This is a genomic window from Bifidobacterium merycicum DSM 6492 (assembly GCF_900129045.1).
Classification (GTDB): domain Bacteria; phylum Actinomycetota; class Actinomycetes; order Actinomycetales; family Bifidobacteriaceae; genus Bifidobacterium; species Bifidobacterium merycicum.
In genome coordinates, this window is the sequence record NZ_FQTX01000001.1 from 445,913 (window position 1) to 468,071 (window position 22,159).

Genomic DNA, 22,159 nt, shown 5'->3' on the forward strand with positions numbered 1-22,159 from the left:
ACCATGGCGAAGGAACTGAACGAGACATTCCCAGGTATCGAGGCGGTCAATGACTTCTACACGCCGTATTACATGAAGGAATATTTTCCGGATGAAGTGAAGAATGCCTCTGCACCTTGGAAACAGCTTCCTCCTGAGGAACGCCCAGTGCGACTGCTGAAGGACATGCGCCAGTCGTTCACCGAAGTCATCAACAACAACGAGAACGATCTGTTTCCAGCTGAACGGGTACGGAATTTCATCGACGGCATGCTCGCCGCACTCGGCTATACGCAGGAGGGGAATCAAACCAAAGACGAGGGATTACCTGACCGGATTTCAGGGAAGTCTGTTCCTGTCTACTATCAGGTCAATGATTCCGATGGGGCTCCGCGCTTGCAAGTTCTGGTGAGCCTGTCCGATAGTGCTGAGGCAGGCGTTCTGGAATGCCCCATCGAAGATGGCTCTGGCAAGGACGGCACCTCCTGTGAGGAATATGCACGTATGCTGCTTGCCGATTTCGACGAGCCGGCACGGTGGATTCTTCTTATGGGGTTGCATCAGATAGCGTTGATCGACCGCCGTAAATGGAATGACAAGAAATGCATGCTGTTTGACCTGGACGAGATCTTCAGCCGCCATCAGGATCATGTGTATACGGCGATGGCTGTGCTGTTGCGTCGTGATAGTCTCTGCCCGAACAAAGGTGACAGTCTGCTTGACGCGTTTGATGACACGTCTGCGAAGAACGCGGTTGAGGTGTCTGACAATCTGCGTTCCGCGTTACGTGAATGTGTGGAGATCCTTGGCAACGAGGTCATCCACGACTGGACTTGTAATAAGGGGCGAAGCATCGACGAAATCGACGCAGGCGACCTGACTGTGCAGGCGTTACGCTACATGTACCGTCTGCTGTTCCTCCTGTTCATCGAGGCGAAGCCGTCGCTCGGCTACGCGCCGATGAAATCCGACATCTACCGTACCGGCTATTCGCTGGATAGTCTGCGAGATATTGCAGAACAGATGCGTGGTCGCATGGATGAGGCTGGCGATTCCACCTATCTAGCGGACACATTGCGCCGACTCGACGATCTGGTGTTCAACGGTTACCCGAAGGCGGATGAGGATTTCAAGGGGCTGGTTGGCGAGGAAGCCATCAATGCGGTGTTCATGGTTCCGCCGCTCAAGGCGCACATTTTCGATCCGGAGCGGACCGTGCTGATTGAACATGCTGCACTCCGCGACAGCGTAATGCTGCGCATCATAGACCTGATGAGCGTCACCAAGACTGGTAAGGGAGTCAAACGCAGGCAGCGCATCTCCTATGCGGCCCTGGGCATCAGCCAGATGGGTGCCGTGTACGAGGCATTGCTGTCCTACCGTGGTTTTATCGCCAAGGAGAAGCTCTACGAGGTCAAACGCGCCAAGGATTCCTACGATCCTTTGAAAGTCGGCTACTTTGTGCCGGAACGCGAACTCGACAATTATTCGGAGAGTGAACGCGTCCGTTACCCGGACAAAAGCCCGCATGCCGGCGAGCTACGCACCTACGAGCCGGGCACATTCATCTACCGGCTTGCAGGCCGGGAACGTGAAACGTCGGCCTCCTTCTATACGCCGGACAGTCTTGCGCAATGCCTGGTGAAGTACGCGCTCAAGGAGATTGAGCCACGTATCCATCAAGCCACCGATATTCTGAGCCTGAAGATCTGCGAGCCGGCTATGGGCTCTGCGACCTTCCTGAACGAGACCATCAACCAGTTGGCCACTATGTATCTGAACCGCAGGGAGAAGGAGCGGGTTGCCGAGGAAGGACAGAAGGCGGCGATTCCTGCGGAACGCAGGCAGGCTGAACTGCAGAAGGTCAAGATGTACATCGCCGACCACAACATTTATGGCATCGACCTGAACCCCGTTGCAGTGGAATTGGGGGAAGTGTCACTATGGCTCAACACCATCTGCGAAGGATCCTTCGTGCCATGGTTCGGCACGCAGCTGCAATGCGGCAATTCGCTGATTGGCGGCCGCCGCGTCGGATACTTGGAGTCGGATCTGGCCAGCACGACCAAGAACCGTCACTGGTATGAGGTCGAGCCCAAGCGCATCGGATTCGACCGGAGCTCGTCGTCCGTCAAGCGCATCTACCAGTTCCTGACCGGGGATCCGGACATGTGCAAGTATGACGACAGGACTGTCAAAAGCATTGAATCCGAGAATCTGGAAACCATCAAGGCGTGGAAGAAGGCTTTCGCCAAGAAGCCATATTCCAAAACGGAGATCGGCCTGATGAGGGCGTTGTCGAAGACCGTCGACGAACTGTGGCGCGGCCAGATCAAGGCACGTCGGCAATTGGAGAAGGCGACCCAGGACGATCTGATCATCTACGGTTTCGATGCGAATGCTTCCGCGGCAACAACCTCACCATCCGTGAGAAGGACGAGATGCTTCGCGTTGCCTACCATTCGGAGAAGGCCGAGAATGCCAGCGAATACGCTCGTCTGAAACTCGCCATGGACTACTGGTGTTCGCTGTGGTTCTGGCCCATCGGTCAGGCGGAATTGCTTCCCACAAGATCGCAGTACCTCACGGAAATGTCGCTGATTCTTACCGGCGAGGTTCTGCAGGAAGAGGGATTCACGCTGATGTCGATGGATGACGATCAGCCCACGCTTATGGACACCATTGACGATAGTCATGAACGCGACTACATGTATGACCATGCTGTGGATCTCGATGAGCTGTGCAAAGGTGATGGGGAACCAGCGCAAAGGCTTCGACTGGTGAAGGAAATCGCCAAGAAACAGCGGTTCTTCCACTGGGAGCTCGAATTCGCCGACGTGTTCAAAGACGGCGGCTTCGACTTCATGGTTGGTAATCCGCCGTGGGTGAACGTGCAGTGGAGTGAGACGGATGCCGTTTCCGATGCGAATCCTTATTTTGCGATTCATAAGCTTACGGCTTCCGATTTGAGTAAGCGTATGGGTGAACTTCTAAAGAACGCACGTATACGAACTATGTATCTTCGGGAGTATGTGAATATTGCCGGTGCTTTGGCATTCTATGGTTCAACAGGTAATTACCCGCTGTTGCAGGGGCGGATTAACTTATTCCGCTGCTTCTTGCCAAACGCTTGGGATTACACACGTAAACATGATGGTGTGAGTGCATTCGTGCATCCCGATGAACTGTATGGTGACACGAGAGCAGGCGTACTGCGTGAGCAGATGTACCGCAGACTTCGATACCATTTCCAGTTCATCAATGAAAAGAAACTTTTCTCCGGGGTTCATCACGAGACGATGTTCAGTTTGAACGTGTACCGGAATCCGGAGACGAATGACAAGCTTCCTCAGTTTGATTCCATCTGGAATCTTTACGATCCCAAGACTATTGATGAATGCTATGCGTCCGATGGCGTTGGTACCATTCCCGGAGTCAAGAACGAACTGGGGGAATGGAATACGCGGGGGCACAAGGGTCGTATCATTTCCATCTCCAAGGGCGAACTGTTAATGTTTTCCAAACTCGTGGGGGATAGCCAGAAGGATGGATGGAAGCAGACCCCGATGGTCGGTATCCATGCCGCAGAGCTATTGCATGCTTTGGAACAGATGGCAGATATTCCTCGATCGCTGAGAACCTACGCTAACGAGATCACCTATTCTCCAATGTGGAATGAAACCAATTCCCGTAAGGATGGCACTATCAAGGATGGTGTTCATTTCCCGACCTCAACGAAAGCGCTGATTTATTCCAGTCCTTTCATTGGTGTTGCCAATCCGTTACTGCAATCCACCCGCAGAAACTACAAGGTCAACAGCGATTATGATCCAATTGACTTGACCGACATTCCAGCGGACTATATGCCGCGCGTGAAATACTCGCAGGCATGCACGGACGCGGAATATAAGTCGCGCGTGCAAAAAATGGCTGATCCGAATCAAGAAGACGGTGCCGTCAGCCGATTCGATGCTGTTTATAGGCTCTGCAATCGTGAATACGTTGGGCTCGGCAGCGAAAGGACGCTACAAGCGTCCTGTGTTCACCCAGGCGCAGCCTGGGTGAACACCATAGCAGGCTATGGTGTGCACCCAGAGCGCTACGCGTTGCTTGCGCTCATGAGCGGCCTGGAGGCTGCTTTGCCCTATGATTTTTTTGTACGTTCGGCTGGAAAACCACACATCAACAGATCCGTGCTGGAATCTTTACCAGTTCCGGAAAACATCCTCGCTCCCGAAATTCGTCTCCGCGGTCTGCTGCTCAACTGTCTGACCAAGTCGTATGCAGACCTGTGGCAATCCTGCTGGGATGAGTCGTACACGTCCATGAGCTGGGCGAAGGATGATCCTCGACTTACCGCCGATGCATTCACCTCATTGACGGATGAATGGAACTGGCATACGCCATTGCGCACGGACTATGAACGCCGGCAGGCGTTGGTGGAGCTGGACGTACTGGCATCCATGGCGCTCGGCATCACCTTGGCCGAGCTCATCGACATCTACCGTCTGACCTTCACCGTGCTGAGCGGCTATGAGGATGACACCTGGTATGACGCGAATGGTCGTATCGTGTTCTCCAAGAAGAATTACGGTGATTTGACTTTCAAACGTCCTGATTTCGAGAAAATCAAGAACGCGCCTGCGGGCAAGGTGTTCCCCCGCACCATCACGGACGACACCCAGCCGGGTGGTCCACGTGAGCGGACCATCGAATATGTGGCGCCGTTCGACAAATGCGATCGCGTGGAGGATTACAAAACCGCGTGGAAGTTCTTCACGCAGAAGTATGGAGATGTCAAATGATTCCCATGGTGCTTGCACGGCATATCCAGTCCGGACTCGCCGATTACGTGGAGACTACGTTCCCCATGACCAATATGCCGTTCCGTGGCTCCATCCGTAAACTCGCCCATCAGGAGGGCATGCTTTCCCAGGAGCCGTTCGTATCGGTCAAATTGCCGTTCCGTGTGGTCGGCAAACATGCGGAATTTCCGTTCCCATGCCTGCACCCCGCATACCGGCCATATGCGCATCAGATGCGTGCCTTCGAACGCATAGCGGCGGGTGAATCCACATTGGTGGCCACCGGCACCGGATCGGGCAAGACCGAATGCTTCCTGTACCCAATCCTCGACTACTGTTATCGGCAGCGCAGGCTCGGACGCAAGGGCATCAAAGCCATCCTCGTCTATCCGATGAACGCCCTCGCCACTGACCAGGCGAAACGACTGGCAGAACTCATCCACGATAGTCCGGAGCTGCGCAACAACGTGACCGCGGGCATGTATGTGGGCCAGATGAGCCAAGGCGGCAGCGACAAGGATAACCACGCCATGACTGCCACCAACATCGTGACCAGCCACGATGAGCTGCTCAAAAACCCGCCGGACATCCTGCTCACCAACTACAAGATGCTCGACTACCTGCTGGTGCGCCCCAAAGACTCCCGGATTTGGGACAGCAACGATCCGGACACGCTCAAATACTTCGTCGTGGACGAATTGCACACTTTCGACGGCGCGCAGGGCACTGACTTGGCCTGCCTGCTGCGCAGGCTCACCGACAGGCTGAACACCACCAGCGACGATATGTGCTTCGTTGGCACGTCGGCCACCATGGGCACCGAAGAGACAGTACGTGACGTCTGTGAGTATGCCAGCCAAATCTTCAACACCACGTTCACGCCGGAATCCGTGGTGACTGAGGATCGTCTTCGCGTTGACGAATTCTTCGTCACCAGCGACTATGACGACACCATGCCTACTGCCGCGCAGGCCGATCGGCTCATCGAACTCGAAGAGGACGTCGACCCCGATAAATACCTTGCCTATGCGGCCCAAGCGTGGCTTGACGACGCCCCCACAGAGCCGGTCTCCGCAGACAAGGCACGCATCCGGCTCGCCGAATCCCTGCGTCATTCAAGGTTCCTGGCCAGCTTGTCCTCGCTTATCTGCGACGAACCTCGGCAAATCGATCGCAAACTGCTGGACAGGCTCGCCATCATGGATGCAAGGTTCAACGCCTTGCACCCACGCCAGCAGAAGGCCTGTGTAAACGCGCTGATAGCGCTCGTCTCCCGCGCTCGCAACGGTTCGGAGGGGCACACACGTCCGTTCCTGAATGTACAGGTACAACTATGGGTCAAGGAACTCGGCCGCGTGGTCGCCAACATCACCTCGCAGGAGGGGAGCATCGACTACCGTCCGGTCGTCGAACTGTCCAAAGACGACCTCAAGACCCGCATGCCGGTGATTAACTGCCGTGATTGCGGAGGGACCGCATGGATTGGACTTGTCGGCAAAGACGGCGGTATCAGCATGGGCGATCCCAGAACGTTCTACAACGAGTATTTCGCCTACCATGCCGACAATGCGTTGGTGACTTTGCAACCCTGCACCATGGATTATGTTCTTGATTCGCATGCCGACAACGGAGCCATGGTCTGGTTCTGCAATGCATGCATGAAGGAACAGGCCGTAGAACGTTTCGAATCCACGGAACGTGAATGCCCGGCCTGTGGAGAGCAGCGCATACCCATGGTCGCTAGGGGCATGGAGCTTGTATCCGGCAACCGCAAACACTATCAGTGTCCGTTCTGCGGCAGCGAACAGGACATCGCCATGGTCGGCGTGAGAACCACCACGCAAGTCAGTGTGATGCTTACCCAACTTTCCGGAGACTCCTTCAACGACGACAGCAAGGCCATCGTGTTCTCCGACAGTGTGCAGGATGCATCCTACCGAGCCAGCGTGTTCAACTCCCGCACTTGGCGATTCGCCCTGCGCAACTCCGCCATGGACTACATGCGCGAGGAACACAAGGACGGCGTTTCCCTCGCCGAATATCTCAACAGCCAGAACGACTACTACCATCGCCGCTATCCGGACGACAACGAATACATCGTGCGATTCATTGCGCCGAACATGACATGGATGCGCGAATACGAAGCCGTATTGCAAGGCAATCCCGCAGGGCCCGGCCGGCGTCAGCTGCTCGATTGGATCGAGCGCAGACTCCGACTGGAATCGCTGCTGGAATTCGGCATGCGCTCCCGTACCGGACGTACGTTGGAGAAATCCGGCTGCGCCGCAATAGCATTCGACCAGAGTCTCCTGAAACGTGTGGCACAGACCGTTGCCGAATGTTGTCATAACGAGATTGGATTGCACGAGAATTCCATCATGGAGACTGACTGGCTCCGACTGATTATGGCGTTCCTCGACCAGCTGCGCACGAAAGGCGCGTTCTTCGACGTGACCTATGACCAGTTCCTGCAAAACGACGGCAACAAGTTCCTGCTTTCCAACACGAACATCAAATGGATGCCCGGCATGTACGCGGATGGTATGCCCTATTTCCTGTCGGACAAGGAGCCAGTGCGCAAAGGCGTTTTCAATACCCTGAATTCGCCGGCATACCGTCAGATCGTCGACCGGTACCTCACCGACGGCGCCCTTGAAGGCGACATCCACCACGAGCTGTTGGGAATCGTGCTCGAAGAGTGCATAGCAGCAGGATTCATCACGCAGCAACGTTATCCAAGCATGAAAATGGAACGCACCGTGTACGGGCTCAACGAGTCCGGCTGCATGGTCAGTGGCAAGGTAACGCAGTTGATCTGCGACACGTGTGGACGGAGCTATTCGTGCGCTACGCAGAACCTTGACGCGTGGAACGGAGCACGTTGCCGTATCCGCAAATGCCCGGGCAGACTGGTCTCCGGCACTCCCGAAGCCGAAGCCCTGGAATTGCGCTACTATGGCAAGCTGTACTGCGGGGAGCCAGCCGATCGCATCCACGCTGCCGAACACACGGGGCTGCTCAATGGCGATGACCGTGCCAAGGTCGAAGAGGAATTCAAGCGCAAGAACCGCAAGCCCGGCGACGTGAACGTGCTCGCCTGTACGCCGACTTTGGAGATGGGCATCGATATCGGAGACCTCTCCACAGTGATTCTCTCGTCAATTCCGCCTACCCAAGCCCAGTACATCCAACGTGCCGGTCGTGCAGGGCGACGTGACGGCAACTCCTTGGTGCTGGCGGTGGCCAATACCAAGGAACACGACACGTACTTCTACCAGCGTCCGAAAGATATGCTTGGAGGCGCGGTGAACCCGCCGCACATCTTCCTCGACGCGACCGCAGTGTTGGAGCGTCAGCTCACCGCCTACGCATTGGATCGTTGGGTGCATGCCATGCTGGATGCCGGCAGCGAACCGGCCGATGTGGTACCCGACAAACTGAAAAACTGTTTGGATAATGTCAACGGCAGCGGCTCCAGCGGGTTCCCGGTGAATTTCCTGAACTGGACAGGCCAACATTCCGGCGAACTGCTCGACGGATTCGGAAGAATGTTCTCATTCTCCGAGGAACTCCGAACGCAGCTCGACGGATTCGTACGCGGTACGGAAGATGGCAGCACCATGGCCAGACGCGTCTACGATGTGTTCCAAAAACCAACGATACCGTCAGAACGCTGGAATCGCAGAAGAGCGCTGCGAGGCAGCTGCTCGACGAGCTCAAGAAGAAGCCCTCCGACTCATCGTTCGAAGAGCAGCAGCGCGAATGCGAAGATGAGATTCACAATCTTGGCCGCATCGTCACAAGCATTCTCAACACCAACACGTTCAACTACCTTTCCGACGAAGGTATCCTGCCCAATTATGCGTTCCCGGAAACCGGTGTGACCCTCCACACCATCCTCAAAGAGGACAAGGAACCGTCCGATGCGGCACACGGAATCGAGCCTGCCGCGCAGGACAAGACGAAACGCAGGGGGAAGGCCACGCGTGATTTCGTGCGCCCGGCGGCCACGGCCATCACGGAACTGGCGCCGGGAAACACGTTCTTCGCGGGCGGACGCAAATACAAAATCAGCCGCGTGCTATGTTCGAAAGGCGGTGCCGACGACGAACTGGCAATGTGGCGCCTATGCCCGAACTGTTCGCACGCGGAACCCGCCTCCAGCACCGAGAACCTCGCCAGCTGTCCCTCCTGTGGGTCAATGCAGTGGGCCGATAACGGCCAGAAAAGGCCGATGCTGCGCATCGACACCGTCATATCCGATGAGACCTACAGCGAAAGCCTGATTGAGGACACCTCCGACAGCAGACCCAAGACCCAGTTCCTGAAGAATACGATGGTGGACATTGATCCGGCAGACATCCAATCGGGATGGCAGTTCAAGGGAATCACGAACTTCGGATTCGACTACACGCCGCAGGGCACAGTCCGTGAAATCAACTTCGGACAGGTTTCTGATAGGGGAGCCTCGGTGGAAATCGCCGGTAGCAAGGAGATACGTAACGGTTTCAACGTGTGCCTGAAATGCGGCGCGTTGCTCGGCGAGCGCGAATCACGGCACGCCTACTTCTGTCCGGAACGCAAGAAGGCGCAGGAACAGCAGTTGGAGCAATCGGAGCGGAACGGCACGTGCCTGTTCCTATACCGTGAGGTCAAATCGGAAGTGCTGCGTATGCTCGTGCCAGGGCTTGCCGATGCCCAAGGTGCGGACGGTGCTGCGGAGTCATTGACCGCCGCAGTGATGCTTGGGCTGCGTGAACGCTTCGGCAACGTGGAACATCTACAGGCGACACTCATGAACGAGCCGTTGCCGGATAACTCCGGACTGCGCAAAACCTATCTTGCTCTATATGACACAGTGCCCGGAGGAACTGGCTATCTTAAGCAGCTGTCCGATCCGGATACGATGTTCGAGGTGTTTTCCAGGGCAAAGGAAGTCATGGAGCATTGCGAATGTGCAAAGAACGGCGGCGACGGGTGCTACAGATGCCTGTATGCATACAGACAAAGCCAGGACCTGAAACTTATTTCCCGTAAGACCGCGCTGGCGATGCTCACGGGCATCCTCGACCTGGCCAACAAACGCAGTCGTGTGACAACCGTTTCGAAGATCAACACGAACAAACTGTTCGACAGTGGACTCGAACAGCAGTTCATCGAAGCTCTCCGGTGCATGCATGCCCATCCCTTCGCGGAATCCGACGATGCCAAGGGACGTCGCGCCATCGTCAAGGACGAATTCATCAATAGCAAACCTGGATATTCCATCACCGTGAACGGAAGCGTGTGGAGCGTCGAGCTACAAGTCGCGTTGGGGCCGGCCGATGGGGTCGCGATTCCCTGCAAGCCTGATTTCGTGCTGACGGTCAGCAATATCGATGAATCTGGTGACGTGGTTGAGCATGACGGAAGGAAGCCGGTTGCCATCTTTACCGATGGCCTGCAATACCATACAGGCATCGTCGCCCAGGATTCCCTGAAGAGGGAAGCGCTTCGTCAGGCAGGCTATCGCATATGGTCCTTGGATTATGACGATGTGATCGGATATGTGCAGGGCAAGGATGTGGCGCAGCTCGCCGATCCGATGCTGGCACCCAAGTCCATGCCGTCTCCGGTGGCTTACAAGAGCACGATTGGCAAGAGGACTGACGAATTCAACCCCAGCGAAGTTTCGGCAATGGCCATGCTGGAATATTATCTCGCGGAACCGGATGCCGAACGGATATTCGCCATCCAAGCGCTGGCAATGAGCTATGCTCTGAATCCGCGAAACAAGAACGTTGAACCTCAGGCCGTGGATATGCTGCATCGGAATGAAGCGTTGCACGGCGAGAACGAATCGACATTCATGATTTGCTCGTCCTGGAATCCTTCGAACTGCACGAGACTGAAATTCCAATCCGGTTTGTGCATTGGAGAGGATATGCGGACCACCGAACCCCACGTCGGCATGGTGTTCTCGGACATTCAACGTGATGCCGCGAAAGCAAAGAACGATGATTATAATCCGTTGGATGCTTTGGACGAGAACGAGGCAGAGGCGTTCAAAACGCAGTGGGCAGCCTTCTGGCATTTTGCGAACGTGATGCAATTCTCGGAATACTTCCATGCTATCGGTGATGCTGCGCTACGTGACGAATCCATGTACGAGCCGCTTCGCAACGGCCTGCGGAACGCTCCTGATCTGCAGAAAGACAATGATTCCGAATGGAACGATATTCTGGCGGATCCGACCTACGTGTATTGCGCGGATGAAACCAAGGAGGCCGTCAAACGGTTTATTGAGTCTGACATACCGGCACCGGATGCACTCGGATATGAGCTGCTGGACGAGAACGAGGAAATCATTGCGCAGGCAGAGCTCGCATGGGAGGATGGGAAGATCGTGTTTTTCCCGTCCTACGACTTGCAATCCGACCGAGAGAACGCCGACGAATTCGTCAAGCGCGGCTGGACTATCATTACGGAAAACAACGATGACCTTGACAAGGTATTCGCTTCACTGACGGAAGGCATGGAACGCTGATGGCAGATATACGTACGATGAACAAACCCGTGGTCGCGCTCGGCAGCGATCTTATGTGCAGCCTGCTCGAGCTGCCTAAGAAAGCGCAGAAACATGCCACGACGTTTCTGACAAAATTCCAGGCGAATCCTCGATCATCCGGAATCAATCTGGAACGAATCGCCAATGCGGCGGACGAAAAACTGTATTCCGCGCGCATCGACCAGCGATATCGCGCCATCATCGCTTTCCAGAAAAGCAGCAACGTGTACGTTTTGCTGTACGTTGGAGACCACGATGACGCTTACAAATGGGCGGAAACAAAGCGAATCAGCGTCAACCCGAATACGAGGGCCATCCAGCTGTACGATATGGCTCCTCAAGAGGAAATCGACGCAGCGATGCATGAGGATTCCCAAAACAAAGTTGGATGGGGGAGCGTTGCCGCAAACGCGCCCCAATCAGATTCCGCTGCGTCGGAATCTGTTCCCCAGCCCACGGAAGACCATGCCGGCACGAATCACGGAATAGCTTCAGCTATTGCAACTTCAGCTGTGACGGACAAGACGCCGCAGATGCCACAGCAAGCTCCCGAACCTCATACCGGTCCGCTTCCAGACACTTACCGGGCATTGACGGACAATGACATGCGCCGGTTCGGTGTGCCTGACATGTACGTGCCGGTCATGTGCACGAGAAAAACATGGGAAGCGTTTGAACGGTGGGGGGCCAGGCTCCCAAAGGATGCTTTCACGTACCTTACCTTCGTTGCTGAAGGACTTCCCAAGTCCGAGGTCTTCGGACTGCTCGATGAAACCGAAGGCAAGACCAGCGACAGGCTGGGGCTGGAGCAGCAGATGTCTGCCTCGTCCATCGAATCTGGTGAAGAGGCCGATCCGGAGGACTTCCGTGCCGCCCTGTCAAGCTATGCGTCGCAGCAGTCTTTCGTGGTCGTGCAGGGAGAAGCGGATCTCAAACGTATTCTGGATGCGCCGCTGGAACAGTGGCGTGTGTTCCTGCATCCATCGCAGCGTCTTTATGTGGAACATGATTACCATGGTCCGTTCCGCCTGCTCGGCGGTGCCGGTACGGGAAAGACCGTGGTGGCCATGCATCGCGCGAAACGTCTCGCTGCAAGACTGCTGAGAAGCGGTAGCCGTCAGAAAGTGCTGTTCACCACATACTCGCGTAATCTTGCCACCGATATTGCATCGAACCTGAAACTCATCTGCACGCCAGACGAATTCAATACCATCGACGTGGTCAATCTCGACAAGCTCGTAAAAGATCTGCTGACGGGGCATGGCTATTCCGGTGAGATTTGGTATGACGGCAGCCCCGACCATGGCAATGATCTTGACGCTGTGTGGCGTAAAGCCATCACGTCCATCGGCGTGAACGATTCGAAACTCACGGTTTCCTTCTTCAAAAGCGAGCTCAGCCAGGTGATTGTGCCGCAGCAGGTGCGGAATGCAGCCGATTACATGCGCGTACTACGCAAGGGGCGCGGCACGAAACTAAACCGAGCGCAGAAGCTCGCCGTCTGGAAGGTCGTGGAAACGTATCGGCGCATCATGCAGGCGAACGACGCGTACGATGTGGACACGGCCATGCAGAACGTCGTGTCGTTGCTCACGCAGGGTGATATGCCAAGGAAATATGCGCATGTGGTGGTCGATGAAGGGCAGGACTTCTCCACGCCGGCATACCGTGTGATTCGTGCTCTGGTGGATGAGGGAGACGATGATATCTTCATTGTCGGCGATGCACAGCAGCGCATCTACGGGCATATCGCGGTGTTATCGAAATGCGGCATCCGAATCCAGGGACGTGCCCGCAAACTGCGGATCAACTATCGCACCACCGAACAGATTCGTAGCGCCGCCGACTCCATTTTCCGTAGTTCCGGCGCCGATGTCGCGGATTCGGTGTTTGCGGCTGTTCGCGGCATCGGAGATGCTTCGCCGGCCACAACGTTCGATGACCTGGACGGAGGGGAGAGCCCGACCGGCGACAGCCGGTCGCTGATGAGCGGTCCCGTTCCTGAAACGCGGCGGTTTGCATCCCAGTCAGATGAGATGGATGCCGTTAGGGAATGGATTTATGGATTGTGCGGCACGGCGGAAGACGCGGCCAGCGATGAGTCCGACGGCGGGCGTGTGGATCCGCGTAATGTGTGTGTGGTGGCAAGAAGTCGTTACTGCATCGACCAGTGGTATAAGACGCTTGATGACGGCTTGCCGTATGGCGTGTACCGGCTTGGTAGGGATGCAGAAAACAGGCAAAGGCAAGGAATTCGCATCGCCACCATGCATCGAGTTAAAGGTCTGGAATTCGACTATGTGGTGGTAGTTGACGTGAACGATGGGGTATGCCCGCCGAAGCCCGCGTTGCAATCTGCTGGTGCCGATTCGGCCGCGTTGAACGAAATCTACAGGGAGGAACGAAGCCTCATTTACGTAGCCATGACACGTGCTAAAAAGGGTGTGCTGCTAACTGGCGTCTCGGCGCATGTGAGGTAAGGGAAGAGGAGCACCATGGACGCTGGCAAGAAAATTCTGCTGGATTTATTCACCGGTTCGCTTCGGTTCGTGGTTCCGGTGTATCAGCGTAGATACTCATGGGGCAAGGCGCAGTGCCGGCAACGCATGGAGCACACGCCACTACCTGTGGACATGTCTCAACTTGATGACACCCTGCAAACAGCGAACTGATCGTCGCGCCATGGACGGCCATGATCCAAAGTGCACAACTTTTCGGGCACTACCTCTGCCACTCGTTTCACTCCTTAATTGTTGATAGATATTCTATGAGTGATACAAGTAATCTCGGAGAAATGATTTGGAGGCTTGCCAGCATCTTGACTTTCAGGAATCAAGGCTGTATTCTAGCTTCCATGGATTGGGAGAGCCCGATCGGCGAAGGCCTTGGAAGAGATTCCAAGGCCTTTCGTTTACTGGTATTACAGATAGGCAGGGGCATCGTGGATTTTGGGCCCAAACTCTATTGGGTCGAACAGAGGATAGATCTTCAGCCCATAGCCTGCCAGTTTCCCGTCACGTGACGTGCGCATCTTGGGCAGGAGCATTTCCCATGCCCTGTTGCGTTGTTCGGGGTGAAGATAGTGTACGCCTATTGGCCTTGCTACGAGATCGGCGAGTTGCAGGCCGGGAAGGTTCGCTTTCTTACTAACACAATGGAAATCGAACATTCCTTTCAGTCCATCGATGCCGGATTGGTTTACCATTTTTTCGAATTCCCGTTCAAGAGTGCGGTCCTCGTTGCCCCCTCGGCTTTCAAACACGATAGGAATCCGCCGTCCACGTTGACCTCGTTCCTGCATTTCATAAAATACGCGCTCCACACCGAATTGCGTGCCAATGGAGTATGGATTGTCTGGCGCGTTAAAGTGTGAGTACTTCCGTTTGTCAATGAGTGAAGACACTACTGTGTATTCGGATTCGACCATGATTTGATTGAGTCTGTCGAAGAATTCGCTGCGGATGTCATCACGCATAAGAATATTGAAGTCACCTTCACGCTTGCGAATCTCGCGTTCGTGGAGGATGGGAATGTCGGAGCCAAAGAAATCGAACTTGAAACGTAGAATCTCCGGTACTACATGCGTGTAATAATGCGTTTTCTCGAAGATGCAGAATGATAATACGAATACAGGGTAATTGGCGTTGACTGATTTCAGACTTTGGTCGCCACTTTCGTCAACGAAGACAATGTAATCTCCGAAATTATGCTCGCCCATTCCCTGTTCTTTCAAGTTTGTACTTCGCATTTACGTAATGAGGTTATTCTACTCGTCGAGCCATCTATTTGATTACATACACCTTGGACGAACTGCGGTAAATCGGCAGTAATATCTCGCCGCGGCGCAGCTTCTGGAATGGGTTGTACGAATATGCCGCAACACGGGCTGATTTTGTCGACGTGTATGGCGATCCATCCGGCCGCAAGACAAACAGCGACACATGGACAAGTTTCGGCGTGGGTTCGGAAATCTGCCACCCAGATGGGACGCTGAATATCCGTGGCGGCTATATTACGTCGACCTGTACTTCACCGACACGTTCCAGTATGCGAAGCTCTACACCATGAGGGATTCCGTTGAACGGATACTGGCAAATCTGGGCGAGGTGATTTGGGACGAGCCGGAAGCTGACAAGAAAAACCGACACCTTTGGGTACGGCATGACGTGGATTTTGCCAGTGACATGACGGAAGCCTACCAATGGATGACGGACGGGCTGCTCGCCATGCGCAATGTGTATGAGCTGCTCGGCTGATGTTTTGGCCGTTTCGACTGCTGTGCGTTCAATGCTTCATACAATGAACGTAGTCATCCGAAAAGAGGCTGTCATGAAATACGGAATGAGGAAACCCAGCTGGAAGAAGAGCCTGTCCGCGCGTACGAAGGGCCGCGCCACCCGCGCAATCAAGCGGGCGTTGATTCCCGGCTATGGCAAGAAGGGCATGGGCTGGCTGCATCCCAAGCGCAAGCTGTACAACACCATCTATAAGAAGACCACGTTCAGCCTGTTCGACCTGTTCAAGTAACCAGGGCTAGGGGGGGGGAATCACATGTGTTCCAATCCAGACACGTACGAGTTCCGACTTTCATTAGACCTTCCTCAACAGAGCGCCGTTCCTACTGATACGTTTTCTGCCTTGCGGGAAGTCCATGAATATTCAGCGGAGAACGGCCCGCGTTTCCATACGGCTGCTGAGATGTTTGATTCTCTGGGAATATGACAGGTCCCGCCATGAGAACATTACGTATGGCGGGATCTGGTTTTGTCGCTGTTGAGCTGTCGGACACTCAGGCGAGCATAGCCTCGATGTTGTTGCCTTCCGGATCGTGTACGAAAGCGGCGTAATAGGTCGGGCCGTAGTTCGGGCGCGGGCCGGGTTCGCCGTTACCGGTGCCGCCATTGGCAAGGCCAGCATCATAGAATGCCTTCGCTGTGTCATTGTCGGCGGCCTGGAACGCCACATGAATCGGCGCGACGGCATCGCCTTCGGCTGCAGTGCTCACCCACACGGCGGAACCATCCTCGGCCACGAACGCCTGAACACCCGGGAAAGCCTGGCCCTTGCCGTAGCCCATTAAGGCTAATAGCCGCGGAAAGCAGTGAAAGCCGGGGTGAAGCGGTTCCCGAGCACGGTTCAACTGTGCGCAGCGTTGTCAATGATGGGCTTTCCTGCCGGTATGCGTGACCGACATCCGCGCAGAAAGGGAGAATATGCATGCAAACCATCACATCCAACGCGGACAGCTTCGGCAATGTGCTGATCAGCGTGGGGTTGCAGAACCGACGCCCGTTGCCTTGGTGGCGCGGCAAGCGGAGTATCCCAGGCTGCAGGCGGGTCGGTGCAGGCAGCCCCTGGCCGTCTGACAGAGAATGGCGCCGCTGGAAACATCGGTACGGCGGTGCATGCCGCGGCAGGCGCCATGCTTACGGCCATAATGCAAGCTTCACGTCCATGGTCGAATCGTTTTCCTTGAGCCAGTAGCGGATCTCATCCTCCGCCACATCAAGCGCCTCGGCTCGCGGGTAACCGTAGATGCCCGCCGAAATCAAAGGGAACGCCATGCTGGTGCAGCCGTGCACGGACGCAATCGCCAGACAGCTGCGATAGCAGGAACGCAGCAGCGCCTCCTCATTATGGTCTCCGCCACGCCAGAGCGGCCCCGCGGTATGGATCACATACCGTGCCGGCAGATCAAACCCCGGTGTGATCACAGCCTCGCCGGTTCGGATGGGGGAGAGCCTGTCGCACGCCTCCTGCATCCGGCTGGCCCCGGCCGCCCTGAAAATGGCGCCGCACACGCCACCTCCCATCAGCAGATCGGTATTCGCGGCGTTGACAATCGCATCCACCTGCATATCGGTGATATCGTGATGCACTACGGAAAACGGCATGGCCTTCTCCTTACCTCGTTGTCTTTTCGTGCGATTCATATGGCCCGTGTCCATACGGCTCGTGTTCTTGCGGTCCGCGCATAACCGGTCCATCGTATAGCGCACGCCGCTCATACGGCTCCGATTATGTTATGCCAGGCGCCGCAGCAATGCCGCGATATCGGCGTTGCCACGGTCGGCAAGCCGCGCGGCGAGCTCGGCGAACGTGACGCAATCATGTGCATCGATCGCATCCTGCAAGTAGCCCAATGCCCTCCGCGCGTCAGCGGTCTGAGGGCAGGCGGCCAATGCCAGCGCATCATGCAGCGCGTTGCCGTTCAACGGGCGAACCAGCTCCACGGTGAACGAGCCATCATCCATGAACTCCAGCAACGCCTCATCGCCAACCTGGATCATGCCATCGAGCACAAACCGGCGAATCGTTCCCAGACCTACACTCGTGCCCGTCCAATACACGCTTTGCACGCCGAGCGGCGAATCCAATTCCACGGTATCGCCGAACCGCATATGCAGAATATTGGCGATGGCAAGAGGGAGAATGCTGCCGCTGCCACGCGCATGCTCGGCATTCACCGTAATACGCAACGCCCAGCCGCCAGGAATGCGGAACATGCGCGCCACATCATACGGATTTGCATCCGGCACGTCATAACGCTCCTCGTCAGCGAGCGTGACCACGCCATGAGAGGAGAGGAACGGCAGCGTGGAAGCATACGTCACCACACTGTTCGGCGAAATCGAAAACTGCGAACTCAGCTCTTCCACCAACGCGTCCAACCGCACCGAACCGCCATTGCGCTCGATGCGCTCGCGGATCTCCTGACGAATCCCCGAATACTCCTCCAAGTCCCATTCACGCAGCGCCCATGTGCCGATGTCCACACGCATGATGCGCTCATCGATGGCAAGCCTGTTGGCCAATGATCTTGCGTTGCCCGCATTGATACGTTCCGCGATCTCCTCCGTGGTAAGCGGATGCTGCTCAACGCTCAGCACCGCGGCGGCACGATCGCCCTGAGTGCGCCCTAGAATCGCGTGATTCTTATACAGCATGACATCCGAATAGGCGAGCCAATCGGTGAAGTTCCGGGTCTCCCGCTCACGCTGTTCCGCATTCGCATGACTTGCGCTGGGGGCAAGATCGACCACGCCGTACTCGTCGGCAGCCTGCGGCAGATCCGTCTTCACCAGTTTGACCGCATCATCGATGGACGGTGTGGCCAGCCAGCCGTCCGAAACGCTGAACGTGGGCGAGCACAGGTTGCCGATAAGCGGCAGAATAGCCAAACCTTCGGGTTCGACGGTGCTTTCAAGCTCGGGAATGATCCGTGCCGCCGTGGCATAGCGCAGAATCGGTCCCTCGGCTTCGAACATGGCGGCAAGACGCTCGGATAGGTGGAATTCGCCGTCCAACAGCGTGGTGATCTCGTTGCGCAATGCTTTTTCGATCTGCCGAACGCGCTCGCGGGTGATGTTGAATTCCTTACCGATTTCATCGAGTGTGGAGGGCTGTTCGGCCATTAGGCGCTGGGTGGCTATTGCGTATTCGCGTTCGTCGAACGAGAACAGCAGCATGGTCAGCGATTCGGCGAGCGAAGGCGGCGCGGATTCGATGGGTGTAAATTCGTTGGCGGTATTGGCGGCGGCTGTGTCGCCTGCCGTGCCTGTCGTGCCGTCTGCACAGTTGAGCACGTCGTGGAATGTCAGCGTATTCAGTTGCGACATGGCTTGCACGATGCTGGGTGGGCGGTGCTCCGGGGCATGCAACTGAAACGGGTGCGTATCGCCGCTATTGTGCTCGGCCATCCATTGCGAGACGGCCAGTAGATCGTCGCAGAACGTGCGCGCCTGCTTGCGTTCGCCATGCTGTGGTGATGCGTGGCGCGGCGAATGTGCGTTGCCAGTCTGCGTGATGTCGTCGCTGGCATCGGTCGGCATCGGGTTGGGCTGTGTGCCGTGATTCGTTGTGCTTTCCAAGCGTCCCCCTTTTCCTCTGTGGCTCCACAGTACAAGCTATAGCGAACGTTTGCATCGGGGTGGCTGCGCAATGAACGATGCCGAGGGCGCAACGCTAGCGGATGTGCTTCACATAGGTGCAGAATGGGTACCCGGTGCACCCATAGAACGTGCTGTTCGGGTTGTTGCGCGTGTGACGTTCCGTCAACGCGCTGCCGCACATCGGGCATTGCGGGGGCAGCGAGACGCCACGGAAGATATTCGGGCAGATCTTGTCGTGCAACTCGTAGATGAACCTCGATGGCCTTGTCTGATCGACTACGAAGAACATCTTTTTCTTGCAGCGGGTCATGGCCACGTAGAACAGGCGGCGCTCCTCCGCGTGCGGATAGCGTTCCACCTCGGGCAGCAGCAGCCCCAGCAACGGCTCCTCGGGGATGGTGCTGGGGAAGCCCTTCAGCCCGCCGGAGCAGCATAGCAGGAACGCGAAGTCGCGTTGCAGCCCCTTGGACTTATGCGCGGTCATGAATTCGATGGCCATTTCCGGTTTCTCCAGGAAGGTGATGCTATTGCCGTCGCAGCGGAACAGCCCCTCCTGATCCTGCCCGGTGATGAGATTGAGATCGCTGCGGTATCGCCCCAACAGCAGCACGGACGCCTTTTTCGGCAGCTTGCGTAGCTGCTCCACGATCACGGTGAACCGTTCCTCCGGTGTTTTGCCGCCCAGAGCCTTGAGCGAATAGTCCTTCTTCTCGTTGGTGCTGTGCAGATGCTTGGCATACAGGCTGGGATCGGCCATCACGAAATCGCCGCTGGCTTCGATCAGACTGGTGCGGAAACGCCTGGTGGTGGTGATCTGGAACATGCGGGTCTCGCCCCATTGCTCCCACAGCTTGTCGAAATCAAGGATCAGCCCGATGTCGCTTCCCGCGAACCGGTAGATCGACTGCCAATCGTCGCCCACGCAGAACAGCGAGAAGTCCCGCTGTTCGCGTAACGCTCGGATTAGCGCATACCGCGGCCGCGACATGTCCTGGTATTCGTCGATCAGCACATAACGGTACTCGTGACGGTACTTGCCGGTTTTCACGCATTGGATGGCGTCGACGATCATCCCCGGGAAGTCGATGCCGTTATTGGCTCGGAAGCATTCGGCGTAGGCGCGGTACAGCGGTTCGATCAGATCGAGCATCTCCGCGTTGCGCCCTGTATGCTTGCCGCCGTAGCGCCGGTTCAGCGCACGCATGCCGTCGACGTTGATGTTGTTCGAACGCATCTGCTGGATGATGGTTTTGGCCGTGTCAACCAGATGCTGTGCATACTGGTTGAAGTCGTAGTCCTTGACCGGCAGACGGAAGTTCTCAAGTCGTGCGGCGGCCGCGTACTTCTCGCCGAGATGTTTCGGCATCAGCTTGAATGCGAGCAGACGGTAGGGGATGTTCGTGGCGAGCAGCTGGTCGAAGGCGGCTTTGATCGCCTTATTCGCCACATTCTCGTCGATGATCGGCCGGTTTGCGATGGTGGAGCTCCGGCAGATCTCAAGGCCGAGACTGTGGAAGGTGCAGGCGCGTATGGCCGCGCCGGTCTGCGCCTGAATGCGGGCGGACATCTCGTCAGCGGATTTGCGGGTGAACGAGAGCACGAGAATCTCATTGGGCTGCGCCTTGCCGGTGTGCAGCAGCCATGCGATATACCCTACGATGGTGGTGGTTTTGCCGGTTCCGGCACCGGCCAGAATCAGAGTGTTGTGTGCCGCGCCCACGATGGCGCTGATCTGTTCGTCGCTCAGCTCGTTCTTTTCGACGTTGCCGATCGTGCTTCTGGCGTTCGCGATGGTGGCGGCGTCCAAGAGCGGCTGAGGTTCAAGTCTTCGGGAGTTGCTTCGTTTGGTGGTTCCGTAATGGCGGCCGATAAGATCGAGCGAAGGCAATGGCGTATCGCCGCCATGCGACTGCCGTGCCGTGGCCTGGGTTTGCCTGCCGGCTGGCTTGCCGGGTTGTGCGGAGCGCTGTGGCTGCGGCTTGGTGGAGTTCTGGGAGCGCTGGCCTGGGGCCGTTGGACGGGCTTTGCCGGCTTGAACTGCTGGGGCGGGGGATTGTGCGGCGACTGGTCGTTCTGCGGCTTTGCCAAGCAGGGTCTGTTGTATCAGCTGCCAAATTCCCATGAGTGCGCCTTCCGTTTTGCGTGCGCAGGCAATTATACTTCGCGGGTTTGCGCGTATCTGCACCGGCGGCATAGCGTGCGGCATGGTGCTGGGTGCCCCTTGATTCCGGTACGATCTTGCGTGCCTCGTTGCATGTGGTCGCCGTCCCTCATCCCGGCGACTGCCATATGGTGTCGCGGAAGGATGCCGCAGCTAGAGCGTATTGAGACGTTATGTTCAACTGTGTCGAATTAGGGGGTATTGGGATTCGTACCTCAGGGGAGCGTCACGCGTCGCCATGAGCGGTGGCTCACGCCGTGGTTTGTGCCGTGACTTGCGCCGTGATTCGCCTCACTGAGCGCGTCGGTCGCTGGCAAGCGTCAGATGCATCGGCCCGTCGGCCACCATGCCGATCTGCATATGCGCCCCATAGCGGCCCTCATATACCGGAATGCCGCCCGAGCGTAGCGCCTCGTTCAGCCTGATCCACATGATGAGCGCATGGTCCGCGTCCGCGTCACGGCTCGTCAGCCGCGGTCGTCCGGTTGCCGGACGCTCAACACCGGTCAGGGGTTGGGGAATCGACATGATCTCGCCGTCTATATCCTGGATCGAAGCGGACAGCCGGCCGTTCGGTCCGTCGAAGCAGCGCATCGTAAGGATGCGGTGCGCCATACGGCCCGCCTCCCGTTCGTCGTCGCCCGGCTCGGCTTCGACGGTCAGCACAAGGCCCGGGCCCATGTATCGCTGTTCGAAGGTGGGGTCGATGCCGTTCAGTTCGTTGAGTACCGAGACCGCCGCCTCTCGAACCCGTTGCATGAGAACACGCATGCCG

14 protein-coding genes are annotated in these 22,159 nt (G+C 56.6%); 8 read left to right on the forward strand and 6 right to left on the reverse strand.

Translation table 11 applies throughout. From position 1 onward, the window contains the following. Nucleotides 1-3: 3 nt before the first annotated feature. Genes BUB29_RS01755 through BUB29_RS09895 form a run of 6 tightly spaced genes read left to right on the forward strand, consistent with a single transcriptional unit; the run spans nucleotide 4 to nucleotide 14,003 of the window. Nucleotides 4-2,481, forward strand: a complete 2,478-nt coding sequence (locus BUB29_RS01755) for a DNA methyltransferase family protein (protein WP_052109182.1) — start codon at nucleotides 4-6, stop codon at nucleotides 2,479-2,481. Continuing rightward, nucleotides 2,421-4,784 carry an Eco57I restriction-modification methylase domain-containing protein gene (locus tag BUB29_RS01760; RefSeq protein WP_052109181.1) on the forward strand — a complete coding sequence of 788 codons (2,364 nt, stop codon included), beginning with the start codon at nucleotides 2,421-2,423 and terminating at the stop codon, nucleotides 4,782-4,784. The genes BUB29_RS01755 and BUB29_RS01760 overlap by 61 nt, the downstream gene beginning before the upstream one ends. Next, nucleotides 4,781-8,668, forward strand: a complete 3,888-nt coding sequence (locus BUB29_RS01765; protein WP_033522926.1) for a DEAD/DEAH box helicase — start codon at nucleotides 4,781-4,783, stop codon at nucleotides 8,666-8,668. Before BUB29_RS01760 ends, BUB29_RS01765 begins: the two co-directional genes overlap by 4 nt. Further along, entirely contained in the window at nucleotides 8,665-11,310 is a 2,646-nt protein-coding gene (locus BUB29_RS01770) for a DUF1998 domain-containing protein (RefSeq protein WP_033522925.1), read from the forward strand. The genes BUB29_RS01765 and BUB29_RS01770 overlap by 4 nt, the downstream gene beginning before the upstream one ends. Beyond that, the gene (locus tag BUB29_RS01775) at nucleotides 11,310-13,811 is read left to right on the forward strand and encodes a UvrD-helicase domain-containing protein (RefSeq protein WP_033522924.1); all 2,502 of its coding nucleotides are present in this window, start codon (nucleotides 11,310-11,312) and stop codon (nucleotides 13,809-13,811) included. Before BUB29_RS01770 ends, BUB29_RS01775 begins: the two co-directional genes overlap by 1 nt. 15 nt (nucleotides 13,812-13,826) lie before the next feature. Continuing rightward, complete coding sequence (locus BUB29_RS09895; RefSeq protein ID WP_162178570.1) at nucleotides 13,827-14,003, forward strand: DUF262 domain-containing protein; 177 nt, start codon at nucleotides 13,827-13,829, stop codon at nucleotides 14,001-14,003. Nucleotides 14,004-14,251: 248 nt separating this feature from the next. On the opposite strand, the gene BUB29_RS01780 is transcribed toward BUB29_RS09895, so the two are convergent. Then, nucleotides 14,252-15,049, reverse strand: coding sequence for a DUF3800 domain-containing protein (locus BUB29_RS01780; RefSeq protein WP_051915040.1), 798 nt, complete (start codon nucleotides 15,047-15,049; stop codon nucleotides 14,252-14,254). A 223-nt stretch (nucleotides 15,050-15,272) separates the two neighbouring features. On the opposite strand from BUB29_RS01780, the gene BUB29_RS01785 reads away from it, so the two are divergent. Together BUB29_RS01785 and BUB29_RS01790 are read left to right on the forward strand one after the other, a co-directional pair. Then, on the forward strand, nucleotides 15,273-15,587 hold the full coding sequence (locus BUB29_RS01785; protein WP_033522923.1) for a hypothetical protein: 315 nt from the start codon (nucleotides 15,273-15,275) through the stop codon (nucleotides 15,585-15,587). A 73-nt stretch (nucleotides 15,588-15,660) separates the two neighbouring features. Further along, a complete protein-coding gene (locus BUB29_RS01790) occupies nucleotides 15,661-15,858 on the forward strand; it encodes a hypothetical protein (protein WP_033522922.1) in 198 nt (65 codons plus the stop codon). 262 nt (nucleotides 15,859-16,120) lie between these two features. Here BUB29_RS01790 and BUB29_RS01795 read toward each other — a convergent pair whose 3' ends face one another. The 5 genes from BUB29_RS01795 to BUB29_RS01815 form a co-directional block, all read right to left on the reverse strand. Beyond that, entirely contained in the window at nucleotides 16,121-16,408 is a 288-nt protein-coding gene (locus BUB29_RS01795; protein ID WP_033522921.1) for a VOC family protein, read from the reverse strand. Between the two features lie 349 nt (nucleotides 16,409-16,757). Then, entirely contained in the window at nucleotides 16,758-17,225 is a 468-nt protein-coding gene (locus BUB29_RS01800; protein WP_033522920.1) for a macro domain-containing protein, read from the reverse strand. A gap of 129 nt (nucleotides 17,226-17,354) precedes the next feature. Further along, a complete protein-coding gene (locus BUB29_RS10000; protein ID WP_143155120.1) occupies nucleotides 17,355-19,202 on the reverse strand; it encodes a sigma factor-like helix-turn-helix DNA-binding protein in 1,848 nt (615 codons plus the stop codon). A gap of 94 nt (nucleotides 19,203-19,296) precedes the next feature. Then, nucleotides 19,297-21,345: a UvrD-helicase domain-containing protein gene (locus BUB29_RS01810; RefSeq protein ID WP_234945673.1), complete on the reverse strand. Its 2,049-nt coding sequence runs from the start codon at nucleotides 21,343-21,345 to the stop codon at nucleotides 19,297-19,299. 330 nt (nucleotides 21,346-21,675) lie between these two features. Continuing rightward, a complete protein-coding gene (locus BUB29_RS01815; RefSeq protein ID WP_033522917.1) occupies nucleotides 21,676-22,155 on the reverse strand; it encodes a D-aminoacyl-tRNA deacylase in 480 nt (159 codons plus the stop codon). Nucleotides 22,156-22,159: the final 4 nt, after the last annotated feature.